The organism is Polynucleobacter sp. AP-Elch-400A-B2, assembly GCF_018688355.1.
In the GTDB taxonomy this organism is placed as follows: Bacteria; Pseudomonadota; Gammaproteobacteria; order Burkholderiales; family Burkholderiaceae; genus Polynucleobacter.
This window is the reverse complement of sequence record NZ_CP061317.1, coordinates 958,084-971,278: the sequence shown is the minus strand read 5'-3', so window position 1 is coordinate 971,278 and position 13,195 is coordinate 958,084. Positions and strand designations below refer to the sequence as shown.

At 46.8% G+C, this 13,195-nt stretch carries 16 protein-coding genes; 9 read left to right on the top strand and 7 right to left on the bottom strand.

What is annotated here, in order from left to right:
* Positions 1–3 precede the first annotated feature (3 nt).
* Entirely contained in the window at positions 4–1,254 is a 1,251-nt protein-coding gene (locus tag FD977_RS05030) for an aspartate kinase (protein WP_215306861.1), read from the bottom strand.
* Positions 1,255–1,413: 159 nt separating this feature from the next.
* On the opposite strand from FD977_RS05030, the gene FD977_RS05025 reads away from it, so the two are divergent.
* Both FD977_RS05025 and FD977_RS05020 read left to right on the top strand, forming a co-directional pair.
* Positions 1,414–1,698, top strand: a complete 285-nt coding sequence (locus tag FD977_RS05025) for a hypothetical protein (protein WP_215306859.1) — start codon at positions 1,414–1,416, stop codon at positions 1,696–1,698.
* Complete coding sequence (locus FD977_RS05020) at positions 1,692–1,985, top strand: type II toxin-antitoxin system RelE/ParE family toxin (protein WP_215306857.1); 294 nt, start codon at positions 1,692–1,694, stop codon at positions 1,983–1,985. The genes FD977_RS05025 and FD977_RS05020 overlap by 7 nt, the downstream gene beginning before the upstream one ends.
* 1 nt (position 1,986) lies before the next feature.
* Here the strand turns inward: FD977_RS05020 and tilS are convergent, their stop codons facing one another.
* Genes tilS through cysS form a run of 4 tightly spaced genes read right to left on the bottom strand, consistent with a single transcriptional unit; the run spans position 1,987 to position 6,338 of the window.
* On the bottom strand, positions 1,987–3,297 hold the full coding sequence (gene tilS / locus FD977_RS05015; RefSeq protein WP_215306855.1) for a tRNA lysidine(34) synthetase TilS: 1,311 nt from the start codon (positions 3,295–3,297) through the stop codon (positions 1,987–1,989).
* Positions 3,263–4,234 (bottom strand): acetyl-CoA carboxylase carboxyltransferase subunit alpha, encoded by a 972-nt coding sequence (locus FD977_RS05010; RefSeq protein WP_215306853.1) that lies wholly within the window; start codon positions 4,232–4,234, stop codon positions 3,263–3,265. The genes tilS and FD977_RS05010 overlap by 35 nt, the downstream gene beginning before the upstream one ends.
* A gap of 9 nt (positions 4,235–4,243) precedes the next feature.
* Positions 4,244–4,900: a DNA-3-methyladenine glycosylase gene (locus FD977_RS05005; RefSeq protein ID WP_251369551.1), complete on the bottom strand. Its 657-nt coding sequence runs from the start codon at positions 4,898–4,900 to the stop codon at positions 4,244–4,246.
* A gap of 16 nt (positions 4,901–4,916) precedes the next feature.
* Complete coding sequence (gene cysS, locus FD977_RS05000) at positions 4,917–6,338, bottom strand: cysteine--tRNA ligase (RefSeq protein WP_215306851.1); 1,422 nt, start codon at positions 6,336–6,338, stop codon at positions 4,917–4,919.
* Between the two features lie 87 nt (positions 6,339–6,425).
* Between cysS and FD977_RS04995 the strand changes: the two genes are divergently transcribed.
* From FD977_RS04995 to FD977_RS04985, 3 genes are read left to right on the top strand one after another with little or no spacing between them, the layout of a single operon-like run.
* On the top strand, positions 6,426–7,220 hold the full coding sequence (locus FD977_RS04995) for a tetratricopeptide repeat protein (protein WP_215306849.1): 795 nt from the start codon (positions 6,426–6,428) through the stop codon (positions 7,218–7,220).
* A 46-nt stretch (positions 7,221–7,266) separates the two neighbouring features.
* Positions 7,267–7,770: a peptidylprolyl isomerase gene (locus tag FD977_RS04990; protein ID WP_215306848.1), complete on the top strand. Its 504-nt coding sequence runs from the start codon at positions 7,267–7,269 to the stop codon at positions 7,768–7,770.
* Positions 7,767–8,552 (top strand): UDP-2,3-diacylglucosamine diphosphatase, encoded by a 786-nt coding sequence (locus FD977_RS04985; protein WP_215306846.1) that lies wholly within the window; start codon positions 7,767–7,769, stop codon positions 8,550–8,552. The genes FD977_RS04990 and FD977_RS04985 overlap by 4 nt, the downstream gene beginning before the upstream one ends.
* A gap of 13 nt (positions 8,553–8,565) precedes the next feature.
* Here FD977_RS04985 and FD977_RS04980 read toward each other — a convergent pair whose 3' ends face one another.
* Positions 8,566–9,354, bottom strand: coding sequence for an inositol monophosphatase family protein (locus FD977_RS04980; RefSeq protein ID WP_215306844.1), 789 nt, complete (start codon positions 9,352–9,354; stop codon positions 8,566–8,568).
* Positions 9,355–9,484: 130 nt separating this feature from the next.
* On the opposite strand from FD977_RS04980, the gene FD977_RS04975 reads away from it, so the two are divergent.
* Positions 9,485–10,234 carry an RNA methyltransferase gene (locus FD977_RS04975; protein WP_215306842.1) on the top strand — a complete coding sequence of 250 codons (750 nt, stop codon included), beginning with the start codon at positions 9,485–9,487 and terminating at the stop codon, positions 10,232–10,234.
* Between the two features lie 30 nt (positions 10,235–10,264).
* Entirely contained in the window at positions 10,265–11,032 is a 768-nt protein-coding gene (cysE, locus tag FD977_RS04970) for a serine O-acetyltransferase (protein ID WP_215306840.1), read from the top strand.
* A gap of 9 nt (positions 11,033–11,041) precedes the next feature.
* Here the strand turns inward: cysE and FD977_RS04965 are convergent, their stop codons facing one another.
* The gene (locus FD977_RS04965) at positions 11,042–11,629 is read right to left on the bottom strand and encodes a peptidylprolyl isomerase (protein WP_251369577.1); all 588 of its coding nucleotides are present in this window, start codon (positions 11,627–11,629) and stop codon (positions 11,042–11,044) included.
* A 44-nt stretch (positions 11,630–11,673) separates the two neighbouring features.
* Here FD977_RS04965 and FD977_RS04960 point away from each other — a divergent pair, with 44 nt between their 5' ends.
* The gene (locus FD977_RS04960) at positions 11,674–12,900 is read left to right on the top strand and encodes a cupin domain-containing protein (RefSeq protein ID WP_215306836.1); all 1,227 of its coding nucleotides are present in this window, start codon (positions 11,674–11,676) and stop codon (positions 12,898–12,900) included.
* A gap of 115 nt (positions 12,901–13,015) precedes the next feature.
* On the top strand, positions 13,016–13,195 hold the full coding sequence (locus FD977_RS04955) for a hypothetical protein (protein ID WP_062308574.1): 180 nt from the start codon (positions 13,016–13,018) through the stop codon (positions 13,193–13,195).

Sequence of the window (13,195 nt, the reverse complement as noted above, 5' to 3'; positions counted from 1 at the left end):
CTTTTACTTCTGATCTAGCTCAAACACCTTGTGCAGAGCACGTACAGCTAGCTCCATGTATTTCTCGTCGATCACTACTGAAATCTTGATTTCACTGGTAGAAATCATGAGGATATTGATGCCCTCTTCGGATAATGTGCGGAACATTTTGCTGGCAACGCCCACATGGGAGCGCATGCCTACACCAACTACAGATACCTTTGAGACCTTAGGATCGCCATTAATTTCTTTTGCTTCAATGTGGGCCTGCACATTCTTCTTGAGCAAGTCCAATGCCTTTTGATAATCAGCGCGTGGAACTGTAAAGGTAAAGTCTGTCTTACCTTCAAATGATTGATTCTGAATAATCATGTCCACGTCAATATTGGCATCCGCAATCGGACCCAAGATTTGATAGGCGATACCTGGGCGATCAGGAACTCCCAGAACGGTAATTTTTGCTTCATCACGCGCAAAGGCGATGCCGGAAATAACTGCGGCTTCCATAGTACTGTCCTCTTCAAATGTAATCAAGGTGCCCGACTTCATCTCTTGGTCTAAAGGCATCAACGGATCTGTCAGTGATGACAGAACACGGGTTTTAACTTTGTACTTACCAGCAAACTCCACTGAACGAATCTGCAACACTTTTGAACCAAGACTTGCCATCTCCAGCATCTCTTCAAAAGTAATCTTGTCTAGGCGACGCGCATCTTCACAAACACGTGGATCAGTTGTATAGACACCATCCACGTCGGTGTAGATCAAACACTCATCTGCTTTGAGCGCTGCAGCCATGGCAACAGCTGATGTGTCAGAACCCCCACGACCTAAAGTAGTGATATTGCCATTGGGATCAACACCCTGAAAACCGGTAACAACTACGGCACGCCCAGCATTGAGATCAGCCAGGATTTTTTTGTCATCAATACTCTTGATGCGCGCTTTAGTAAATGAGGAATCTGTATGGACAGTTACCTGCCAACCGGCATAGCTCACTGCATCAACACCTTCACGCAATAAAGCCAAGGCCAATAAGCCAGAGCTAACTTGCTCACCTGTGGAGGCAATTTGATCGAGTTCGCGAGGATTTGCATCGGGATTGATGTCTTTTGCCAAACCAAGCAAACGATTGGTTTCGCCGGACATCGCTGAAGGCACCACAACCACCTGGTGACCTGCACGCATCCATTTGGCAACGCGTTTAGCGACGTTCTGAATGCGCTCAACCGAGCCCATTGAGGTGCCGCCATACTTATGAACGATAAGAGCCATAAAAACCGTTGTATTGTCTATTTACAGGGAATTACATTCCCTAGGGTCTAAAAGGGGCTTATTTTACAGGGTTTTTATCGCTCAAAACTAAGGTGATTGACAGTAGATCAATCTGACTATACGATTTGGTGTTACCTAAGTAACACCAGGAGACCGATTATGAGCATTATCAGCACAACCTCTTTAAAGCTCACAGAAGAAATTAAGCTGCAAGCTGCAAATGCCGCCAAAGAACTGGGCATGACCCCCCATGCATTTATGGTGGAAGCAATCAAGCAAGCCAGCATCAATGCGGAAATACGCAGAAACTTCATTCAGCAGGCCAACATTGCTCGCGAAGGGGTTATGAAGAATGGTAAGGTCTACGAATCAGATAAAGTTTTCGAGGCCATGAAAGCCCGCATCACTGGAAAAAAATCCACACTGAAGGTTAGCAATTGCTAAGAATTGTTTTTGCACCGCAAGCAGTTGATGATTTAGAGAGACTTACTGACTTCCTAATTGAAAATGACAAAAATGCTGCGTTTCACACTATCGAACTCATTGAAGAAGCGATTCAAATCCTAGCGAGACATCCTCTCGTAGGACGCCTATGCGATGCCCACCTGAGAGAGTTAGTAATCTCACGCGGAAAGAGTGGCTATGTCGCCCTATATAGTTTTGAAGAATCAAGCAATATGATTCTGGTCAATGCCATTCGCCACCAAAAAGAATCTGGTGGGCTTTACTGAGTTACAGCAACTCCCAGGAAGGCAGAACTCTTTTTCCTGATGAGATTAAATGCGGGTAACTCGTCCCCACCCCAGCAACGCCTACGAGTTGATCGTTTATATATAGCAGCGGAGCCTGTCGCTCCCAAGGTGGCGTATCTGATTCTTGAAAGAGATTCTTGAGGGTTTTGCGCGGGGTATTCGGCTTAATTTGTAGCTTTTCTGCACCCTGGCGTAGTCTTTCCTCAATCAGCCCTTGCTCTTGGGCTGCATTGACCCAATCAGCAGGCAAGCCAAGCAACTTACTTCTTGCAGGCACGCTTTGAAAAACCCAGCGCCCTGCCTTGCAATGAGTAATCTGTAAGACATTGCGCCACAAATAAATATTCGCCTCATCATGCTGCCACTCCAAGTTCGAGTCTGGTTTTACAGCCTTCAGGTCTTTCCACCAAGACTCAAGACGCTCCTGGGATGGCATTGCCAGATCATTTAACCTCAACCAATAACGCATGACATTATTCGCAGCAGGTTGATCTATCTTAGCAAGGGCTAAGAGAGGGGCTAGCTTTACCTTATTACCTTCAAAGATATTTTTTCCATCTTGCTTCGCTAGGCGATCGAGCAATACTTGGGATTGAGCCAATACAGTAGCACTGCGAGCTAAGTTGGAAATGGCACCAGGCTGAATTTTTTCCAACCTCGGAATGATGTCTTTACGAATAGCATTGCGTCGATAGCGTGTATTTTGATTGCTGGGATCCTCCACCCATTTAAGCTTGTGTTCTTTGGCATAGGCCTCTAACTCTGCCCTGCTTTGATTGAGCAATGGGCGCCAGAGAGTAATAGGGCCGCCCTGGTTTGCGTTGGCACGATGGAGAGGCATACCAGACAGACCGGCTACGCCAGAGCCACGTAGGAGTTGCAAGAGCACAGTTTCAGCTTGGTCGTTTTGATGGTGCGCAAGCAGCAAATCTTCAATGCCATGTTCGATACATAAATCAGTCAAGGCATCGTAGCGTTCCGCTCTTGCTCGGGCTTCAATATTGCCCTGAGATGAATCAGCAAAGTGCAGTAGACGGAAATCAAAATGCACTTGGTATTTTTTAGCTAACTTTTCACAAAACTCTAGCCATTGATCAGCAGACTTTTGTAAGCCATGATGAATGTGAAATACCCAAACCTCAGTTGGGTCATTGGAGTTTGCTTTGACTGCCTTACAAACGGTATCAAGCAAGACAACGGAATCAAGCCCACCGCTTAAGGCAAGCCCAATTCGTTTGGCCGCTGGTGAAGCCGCCTTAAGACTTGGCTTCGATTTCCTTGAACTTGCCATAGCTCATCAAGCGTTCATGGCGACGCTCTAGTAGCGCATCCACTTTCATTCCATCAAAAGTCTTGAGTGACTCAGCCAAAGCTTTGCGCATATTATTCATCATCGTGTCGTAATCGCGATGTGCGCCGCCAATAGGCTCAGCGACGATCTTATCAATCAAGCCAATCGCTTTTAAACGTTGTGCAGTCAAACCTAATTGCTCAGCAGCTTCAGGGGCCTTATCTGCAGTCTTCCAAAGAATAGATGCACAGCCTTCGGGTGAAATTACTGAGTAAGTTGAGTTTTGCAACATCAACACCACGTCACCCATCGCAATCGCTAGTGCACCACCGGAGCCACCCTCACCAATAATCGTCGCGATGATTGGTACTTCTAATTCTGCTTGAACATAAAGGTTGTGGCCAATCGCTTCTGATTGGTTACGCTCTTCTGCATCAATCCCCGGAAATGCACCCGGCGTATCAACAAAGGTAAACACCGGTAATTTAAATTTTTCCGCCAAGCGCATAACACGCTTTGCTTTTCGGTAACCCTCAGGGCGACTCATGCCAAAGTTTCTTAAGGCACGCTCTTTTGTATCACGGCCTTTTTGATGGCCAATGACCATGCAGGGCTGATTCTGAAAACGGGCTAAGCCAGTAATAATGGATTGGTCGTCTGCAAAATTACGATCACCATGAAGTTCATGAAAATCGGTGAACAAGGCGCCAACGTAATCTAGGGTGTAAGGACGCTGAGGATGACGCGCCACTTGAGAAACTTGCCATGGGCTTAAATTGGCATAGACGTCTTTAGTGAGTTGCTGACTTTTTTCAGTCAGCGTTTTGATCTCATCAGAAATATCTACCGATGATTCATCTTGCACAAATTGCAGCTCTTCAATCTTTGACTCTAGTTCAGCGATTGACTGCTCAAAATCCAGGAAAGTCGTTTTCATAGTCTGATTTTAATATTCAACTGGCTTGGGGTCGATACTTCTCCACATATACCAAGTAGCTACCGTACGCCAAGGAGCCCAATTTGCAGCTACTTCACGCGCTTCATGCCTACTCACAGGCTCTCCGCTGAAGTAGTTGAGGGAAATGGCCTTAATCAGTCCGGCATCGTCCATGGGGAGGATATTTGGCCTAATCATGTTGAAAATCAAGAACATTTCCGCTGTCCAGCGACCAATTCCCCGAATCCCACACAATTCTTTGATGATGGCCTCATCTTCCATACCCTTCCACTGATTGGCATGCAAACGACCAGAATCAAAGTGTTCAGCCAAATCACGGATGTATTCCACCTTGCGACCTGATAATCCCGCTGCACGCAAATCATCAACACTTAGGGTCAGAATATTTTTAGGGTTTACTTTGTTTTTAGATGCTAACAAAACCTTAGTCCAGACAGACTGAGCTGCAGCAACTGAAATTTGCTGGCCAACGATCGATCTTGCTAGGGTAGTAAATGCATCACCACGTGTCCGCAAAAAACCTGAGCCATATTTTGGAATCAGTTTTTTTAAAATACGATCGTGCTTCATCAGCTCTGCACAAGCTTGCTCCCAATAATCGGGAGCAATTTCTTCAATGATGACTTGCTGTGCAACTTTACTCAAAATAAATATTCTTCAATTAACTTTTACGCCATTCGGTAATACCACCAGGCTTATCTTCTAATACTACGCCCTGATCCAATAAAGTCTTGCGAATTAAATCAGCCTTAGCAAAATCCTTAGCTAGCTTTGCGGCTACTCGTGCTGCAATCTGCTCTTCAATAGCGGCAGCAGATAAGCTTGCATCGCCACCTCGGGATCCTTCTTGCAAAAATACGATCGGGTCACGTTGCAAGAAATTGAGAGTGTTAGCCAACTCCTTGAGCGTATTAGCTAACTGCACTTTGTCTTCGCCCTGCGCACGGTTTACTTCGGTGGCTAGATCGAATAGAGCTGCGACTGCCTCAGGTGTATTGAAGTCATCATTCATTGCCTCAGCAAAGCGCTGAGCCCATGGTGAATGGGGGTCTACAGGTTTACCGCTTAAAGGCACTTGGGCTAAAGCGGTGTAAAGACGAACCAGTCCAGCACGAGCCTCTTCAAGCTGTGCATCACTATAGTTAATTGGGCTGCGATAGTGGGCACGCAACATAAAGAAACGCAAGACCTCAGGATCAAAGCTCTTCAAGACATCACGAATGAGGAAAAAATTACCCAATGACTTGGACATCTTCTCTTCGTTTACCCGAATATGCCCGTTATGCATCCAGTAATTTACAAAAGGCGCATCGCTAGCCTGGTGATCTTGGCCGTAGAGAACTCCTTCGCTCTGAGCAATCTCATTCTCATGGTGTGGAAACTGCAAATCCGCACCGCCACCATGAATATCAAAATGTTCGCCTAGCAAATCACATGACATGGCTGAGCATTCAATATGCCATCCAGGACGACCTTCTCCCCAAGGAGATTTCCAACGCGTATCCGCAGGCTCCTCTGGTTTAGCGCTCTTCCATAGAACAAAATCCAATGGATCTCGTTTGCCACCGCCAACAGCGACACGCTCACCGGCATTTAATTCATCTAGAGATTTGCCAGAAAGGCGACCGTATTCTGGAAACAAACGAACGGCAAAATTGACATCGCCATCCTCGCCTTGATAGGCTAATTCTTTTTCAATCAAGCGACCAATGATGCCCTGCATTTGCCCGATGTAATCGGTTGCACGAGGCTCATGATCGGGGTGCATCAAGCCCAATTCATTTGAGTCGGCATGCATCGCGTCAATAAAACGCTGTGTCAAAGCGGAAATATGCTCACCATTCTCAATCGCACGTTTGATGATCTTGTCATCAATGTCGGTAATATTGCGGACGTAAACAACCTCATAGCCACACGCACGTAGCCAGCGCACCACCATGTCAAAGACAATCATCACCCGGGCGTGGCCAATGTGGCAAAAGTCATAAACCGTCATTCCGCAGACATACATCTTCACCTTGCCCGGCTCAATGGGTTTAAAGGCCTGCTTGGAACGACTGAGGGTGTTATAGATTTGCAGCATGGGGGCTATAAAGGTGGGCAAGTAGCGCCAATTTGTTAGACTGAGCGCTGAGTATATCGAATGAGCCCGTTTTTCACCCCAAACCTTATGTCAGCTAACCATTTTTCACTACGTCCAGCCCAACTGGGTAGCTTGTGCGCCATTTTTGCCGTTTTACTCCTTGTGGGCTGCAGCACCCCTGGGCAACAGTTAGCAGAGGCTGAAATTAAGGCCCTTAATAGCTCCCCCGCTGGCGCTCAAGGTGCTCAAGCGCCCTATCTAGGATCTTATGGCCCGAATGACCCCCCAAGACTAGCTGGTAATGACGCTAGCTATGATCAATTTAATGCTGAACTGTCAGATTCTGTTGCTGTTCCGTTTTTATCCTTTTTAATTATTGAGCCTGATCCCGTAACTAAAAATGGGGTTCCGTCCGACATTGAAAAGTTGGTCAAAGCCAAGAAATATCCTGAAGCTATCGATAGCATTAATAAGCAACTCAAGAAAACACCCGGTAATGTTCAATTACGTTACGTCAAAGCGCGTATGCAGATTGAAATGCGCCAGTGGGCAGAGGCCAAAATGACCTTAGTTGAAATTACCCAGAAATTTCCGGAGCTACCTGAGCCGTACAACAACTTGGCTGCGCTAGCAGCAAATCAAGGAAACTGGATTGAGGCAAGAGATTATTTAGAGCTCGCCTTGAAATTACGCCCGAGCTATACAGTTGCCTCTGCTAATTTAGGCGAGGTCTATATTCGCCTTGCTGCCCAGGCCTATGACAATGCCGCAAAGGATGCGGTCTTAAATCAGCGTCAATATACCAATCGCGCAAAAGCATTAGTGGAGATACTGAAGCCATCTAAAAAGGTGACTGCACCCATGGCACCTACTCCAAAATAATTTTTTAGTATTTTTACCCCCCCAACACATAGAAAGTGAATTCATCATGACCAAAGTTCTGCTCAAAACGAATAAGGGCGACATCACGCTCACACTGGATGCTGCTAAAGCCCCAAAGACTGTTGCTAATTTTGTGCAGTACGTCAAAAGCGGTCACTACGATGGCACGATTTTCCATCGCGTGATTGATAATTTTATGATTCAAGGTGGCGGCATGACTGCTGGCCTGAAAGAAAAAAAATCTGGCGCCCAAATTGAGAATGAAGCCAACAACGGTCTCAAGAACGATCGTGGCACAGTGGCTATGGCTCGTACAAGCGATCCGCACTCTGCAACAGCGCAATTTTTTATTAACGTCAATGACAATGACTTCTTAAACCACACCGCTCCTAATGCTCAAGGTTGGGGTTACGCTGTATTTGGCAAAGTCACTGATGGTCTTGATGTGGTTGATGCCATTCGTAAAGTCAAGACAGGTAATGCCGGCTTTCATCAAGATGTTCCTGCAGAAGATATCCTCCTTGAAAAGGTAAGTGTTCTCGAGGAATGATTCCGCAATACGCGAGCGCGCTGCTCATTTCTGACTTACATCTCACGCCGTCAATGCCCTTGACGGCGCAACGCTTCTTTGATTTTTGCGAAAAAGATGCTCCCAAGGTAGAGTCTGTATTGATCTTGGGCGACCTATTTGAGTATTGGGTTGGGGATGACGCCGCTTTACTTTCACCTTTTCAACAAGAGGTAAAAAATGCGCTGGCAACACTGTCCACCAAAGTAAAAACCTATTACCTTCACGGTAATCGCGACTTCTTAGTTGGCAAGCATTTTTTAAGTAAAACCGGCATGACACTCTTGCCTGATCCCAGCAAGATGAATATTGCAGGCTCTGAATATATTCTCTGTCATGGCGACTCGCTTTGCACGGCAGATATTGGCTACCAAATTTTCCGTAGCTGGGTTCGTAAACCCTGGATCCAAAAACTATTCTTGAGATTACCTCTAAGCTGGCGCCGCTCGATTGCTAATCATCTGCGCAGCAATAGTGGCGTGCAATATCAACGATCAATGCAGTCTTCAGCTGAGGCGCAAGCAAAAACGGATGTCACCTTGACTGCCTGCGCAGCAGTTCTTAAGGATCAAGCTGGGAATCAATTGATACATGGTCATACCCATCTGCCAAAACACCATCAAGAGCATCTACAAGATCAAGAATGGCAACGCTGGGTTCTATCAGACTGGGATTTAGATCATCCCGAGAGTGGGCGGCCACGCGCAAGCGCCCTACTCATTAATCAAGACGGTGTACGTTACGCCGACCTAATCAAAACTTAATACTGGCACCGAATTAACTGGTGGAATATTTGGATAAGCACTGCACCATCTGAGCAAAGATACGGGGGTTTGCGCACATTACTTCACCACTTTGCAGGAAGCCTTCTTCACCGCGGTAGTTACCGACAAGTCCACCTGACTCAGTAATCAATAAAGCGCCTGCGGCCATATCCCATGGCTTAAGATCACTTTCAAAAAATCCATCGTAACGACCAGCAGCAACATAGGCTAAATCAAGAGATGCTGCACCAGGACGACGTAGACCAGCACACTGGCGCGACATATCTGCAAAGATTTTTAAATACTTTTCTAAGTCCTGGTCTTCGCGATAAGGAAAACCAGTGCCTAACAATGAATTGGCTAAACGATCTTGCGAGGCAACGCGTAAACGCCGACGATCTAAATAAGCACCTGCACCACGCGTAGCAGTGAATAACTCATCACGTGTTGGGTCATACACTACTGCTTGTTGGGTTACCCCATTTACAGATAGTGCAATGGAAACTGCATATTGCGGGAAGCCGTGAATAAAGTTGGTTGTGCCATCGAGCGGATCGATGATCCAAACGTTTTCAGCGTCAATGTTTTGGGCGCCAGTTTCTTCCGCCAAGAATCCATGTGAAGGATAGGCTTCGCTGAGCGTTTCAATAATGGCCGCTTCAGCTTGTCTGTCCACCTCAGTTACGAAATCATTATGTTGTTTGCGGTCAACCTGAAGTCGCTCTAAATTTAGAGAGGCTCTATTAATCACGGTTCCGGCACGACGGGCAGCCTTAACGGCCACATTTAACATGGGATGCATAGTATTGATGGACAAATTAAATAAGAACAAGCTCACCAGATTGCAAACTGCGGGACAATAAGGAGCTAACACTCTGATTCTAAACGATTGCTACATTGAAATCCCAAGCCACTAGAGAACTCCTGTTGATATGAATGCCTCACAAGCACAGTTACTCCGCTGGGTTTTAGTTGAAACCAGCCACCCAGGAAACGTGGGATCGACAGCCCGTGCACTAAAAACCATGGGGTTTAGTGATCTGCGCCTGATTGCGCCGAAGATTGCGGGGGTTGCCCAGACGCCCGAGGCCATTGCTCTAGCCAGTGGTGCGGTCGATGTCTTGGAATCTAGTCAAGAGACCTCGTCTTTGGACTCAGCCGTTCAAGGCTGCACTCTTGTCTTGGGACTCACCAGTCGTGATCGTGAATTCGGACCACCAGCATTAAATTGGCAAGATGCTCGCCCATTAGTACAGGCAGCTATCGCAGGTAATCAGCAAGTTGCCCTCCTCTTTGGGCCAGAGCGCACTGGGCTAGATAATCACCACCTCTCACTGTGCACCCATCGCGTCTGGCTTGATGCGAACCCACTCTACTCCTCCCTAAACCTGGCCCAAGCCATCATGGTTTGCGCCTTCACCCTCAGAGAATCCCTGGGAGAGGGGTTGGGGCTTACACCCTCAAGCCCTGATACTGAGCCGGTGGATTATGCGGATCCTGCAGCTGTTGCTGCCATGCTGGAGCACTGGCGCGAGGGTCTAGAGGCCATTGGCTACCTTGATCCCACTAACCCCAAGAAACTCATGCCCCGCTTACAAGCGCTGTTTGCCAGAACACGCCTCCATAAAGAAGAAATCGACCTGCTCCGGGGCATTGCTAAGCAGATGCTCCTGAAAAAATAGATTGGGCTTTACCCGTTAAAATCAACTTATATGCTTAATTCGCTCTTCGACCAAGTCGACTCCATCATTGTTCGTGACCCTGCCGCAAGAAATCGCCTAGAGGTCATTACCTGCTACCCAGGCTTACATGCTGTTTGGATCCATCGGGCATCACATGGTCTATGGAACATGGGTTTGAAATGGATTGCGCGTCTTTTATCCATGCTAGCCCGCTTCATCACTGGTATTGAAATTCATCCTGGAGCCAAGATTGGTCGCAGGGTATTTTTAGATCACGGTCTTGGCATTGTGATTGGAGAGACTACTGAAATTGGTGATGACTGCACCATCTATCAAGGCGTTACCTTAGGTGGAACATCCCTCTATAAAGGTGTAAAACGTCACCCCACTTTAGGTAAAGGTGTAGTCATCAGTGCGGGAGCTAAGGTTCTAGGCGGCTTCACGGTAGGTGATGGCGCTCGCGTTGGATCTAATGCTGTAGTTTTAAAAGAAATTCCAGCTGGCGCAACTGCAGTCGGGATTCCTGCGCGCATCTTGCATCCTGATTTGCCGCAGGCTAGCACGCCAGATAGCAAAGCTAAAGAATACTTCTCAGCCTATGGCGTAACACCTAACGTAGATGATCCAGTTTCTATGGCACTAAAAGGTTTGATTGATGCCACTCTAGAACAAGAGGCCAAAATCGCTGCACTTGAAAAAGCGCTGGCAAAATTGAGCAATACGCCATCGTCACATACGAATGAATCTAGCGACACCAAGCGTGACCTAGACGTCTTAAAAGAATGGCTTAAGGAGTAGTCTTTAGTCTTAATGCAAAGTTGGTGATGAGCTACCAGGGTGGGAGATTGGGACAACAGAGTCATCCTCGCCATCATCTGAATCATCGGGCATTCCAAATGTAAATGCTTCACCGCCCTCAGGCTGTTGATTTTCAATCTCTTCATCCGTAGCAGTTCGGATATCTTCCACCTGAACCCAGAAGCGTAAAGCCATACCAGCAAGCGGATGATTCCCATCTAAAACGACTTGGCTATCAGCCACATCGGTAACGGTATAGATCAAGGGGTCTTCATCTTCATCATCAGAGTCTTCCCCTTCTTCATCAGGAACACCCTCAAACTGCATACCGACTTCCAAAGGCTCAGGAAAGCGTGCACGCGGCTCAATCTTGAGCAACTCGGGGTCGTACTCTCCAAAGGCTTCGCTAGGTTCAAGCTGAATACTCGCTTCGTAGCCCACATCCTGACCATCCAATAAAGTTTCAATTTTGGGAAAAGTGCCCTCATATCCGCCATGCAGGTATACCATCGGAGAGTCTGGTTCCTCGATAATATTATTTTGCGCATCAGTTAATTTGTAGCGCAGAGATACAACGGTATTTTTTTCGATCTTCATGCGTAATTCATTCAACATTGTGTTTTAAACAGCTTCTTACTGATATGACAGCATTTTACTTGAGCAAGGCCTACGATCCACCACAGGCACCCCAAAACCTCCCACTAGATCGCCCCTGGGCACTTCTAGGAGGTAATAGCCCTCAGCAGTTCATGAAAACCTATTGGCAAAAGAAGCCGCTATTAGTACGAGGCGCCATCCCCGCTTTTGAGCTTGCCAAACAAATAGGCGAGCCCTTGGGTAGCGCGATATCACCTGAAGAGTTGCTCAAAATAGCGGCTGATGATGCGGTGGAGTCTAGATTAATTAAGGCAAAGCCTTGGACTTTCACAAACGGTCCATTTAAAAAGAAATTGATTCCCTCCATTGAGAAGTCAGATTGGACGCTACTCATTCAAGGTATGGAGGCAAAACATCCTGCAGCTGCAAAAGTACTCTCCTGGTTTCGCTTTATTCCGGATGCGCGCTTAGATGATTTGATGATTAGTATTGCCGGTCCTAGCGGCGGCGTAGGCCCCCACTTTGATTCTTATGACGTCTTTTTAATCCAGATGTCAGGACGTAGACGTTGGCGTATTTCTGAGCAAAAGGATTTAACCTTAAATCCAAATCTGCCGATGAAAATTCTGCAGGACTTTAGGGTCGAGCAGGAATGGGATCTGGAACCAGGCGACATGTTGTACCTGCCACCCCATGTTGCTCATGATGGCATTGCTTTGGATGCAGGCTGTCAAACTTGGTCAGTTGGTTTTAGATCGCAAAGCTATAAAGAAATCTTACAAGAAGGCTTATGGCGTTTAGCTGAATCGCTGGAAGATATTCCTGAACTCAATAAGCACTTTGCGGATCCCAAGCAAGGAGCAACTCATTATGCGGAGCAACTTCCAGCAGAAATCATTACGCAAGTAGAGCAAAAGTTAAAAAGCTTAAAACTCGATCGCGTAGAAACGTTTCTTCCTGGTATAGCTGCCTATCTTAGTGAACCAAAACCCCAGGCCTACTTTGATGGAAGCGCCAATAATCTCTCGCCTGAGCAATTTAGACGCCAACTTACCAAGCAAGCTATACGAGCACACCCAAATACAAGACTTCTCGCTTTGGGCACCAGAATTTACTGTAACGGCGAAGAGATGACCGGCGGTCAAGCCGCCCCTGTCAAGGCGGCCTGGCGCTCACTAGCAAGTAGTAAACAGTTCAAAGGCTCCTTAGAAAAAATTGGAATGAACAACAGCCTTTTTGAGGCTTTTGAAGCTGGATGGCTGCTTTTTTAACGCTTATTTAGTAGATGGCTATAATAAGCGCTGGAAAGTACCTAGGGTCGAACCCTGCACTTACCAAGTATCAATAACCGGTTATTAATGATAATTTTTTAAGAGGAAATTACAAATGAAGAAGTCACTAGCACTCGTAGCAATGTTGGCAATCGCTTTGGCCGCTTGCGGTAAAAAAGAAGAAGCAAAACCTGTTGAAGCTGCACCTGCTGCTCCTGCTGCTGCTCCAGCTGCTGACGCTCCTGCTGCTGCTCCAGCCGCTCCAGCTGCACCTGCTGCTGACGCTAAGAAGTAA

Excerpts from the sequence above, each read along its gene's own strand:
- FD977_RS05030 (WP_215306861.1), bottom strand. The coding sequence starts at position 1,254 with ATGGCTCTTATCGTTCATAAGTATGGCGGCACCTCAATGGGCTCGGTT.
- FD977_RS05025 (WP_215306859.1), top strand. The coding sequence starts at position 1,414 with ATGAGCATTATCAGCACAACCTCTTTAAAGCTCACAGAAGAAATTAAG.
- tilS (WP_215306855.1), bottom strand. The coding sequence starts at position 3,297 with ATGGCAAGTTCAAGGAAATCGAAGCCAAGTCTTAAGGCGGCTTCACCA.
- FD977_RS05010 (WP_215306853.1), bottom strand. The coding sequence starts at position 4,234 with ATGAAAACGACTTTCCTGGATTTTGAGCAGTCAATCGCTGAACTAGAG.
- cysS (WP_215306851.1), bottom strand. The coding sequence starts at position 6,338 with ATGCTGCAAATCTATAACACCCTCAGTCGTTCCAAGCAGGCCTTTAAA.
- FD977_RS04995 (WP_215306849.1), top strand. The coding sequence starts at position 6,426 with ATGTCAGCTAACCATTTTTCACTACGTCCAGCCCAACTGGGTAGCTTG.
- FD977_RS04990 (WP_215306848.1), top strand. The coding sequence starts at position 7,267 with ATGACCAAAGTTCTGCTCAAAACGAATAAGGGCGACATCACGCTCACA.
- FD977_RS04985 (WP_215306846.1), top strand. The coding sequence starts at position 7,767 with ATGATTCCGCAATACGCGAGCGCGCTGCTCATTTCTGACTTACATCTC.
- FD977_RS04980 (WP_215306844.1), bottom strand. The coding sequence starts at position 9,354 with ATGCATCCCATGTTAAATGTGGCCGTTAAGGCTGCCCGTCGTGCCGGA.
- FD977_RS04975 (WP_215306842.1), top strand. The coding sequence starts at position 9,485 with ATGAATGCCTCACAAGCACAGTTACTCCGCTGGGTTTTAGTTGAAACC.
- cysE (WP_215306840.1), top strand. The coding sequence starts at position 10,265 with ATGCTTAATTCGCTCTTCGACCAAGTCGACTCCATCATTGTTCGTGAC.
- FD977_RS04965 (WP_251369577.1), bottom strand. The coding sequence starts at position 11,629 with ATGAAGATCGAAAAAAATACCGTTGTATCTCTGCGCTACAAATTAACT.
- FD977_RS04960 (WP_215306836.1), top strand. The coding sequence starts at position 11,674 with ATGACAGCATTTTACTTGAGCAAGGCCTACGATCCACCACAGGCACCC.
- FD977_RS04955 (WP_062308574.1), top strand. The coding sequence starts at position 13,016 with ATGAAGAAGTCACTAGCACTCGTAGCAATGTTGGCAATCGCTTTGGCC.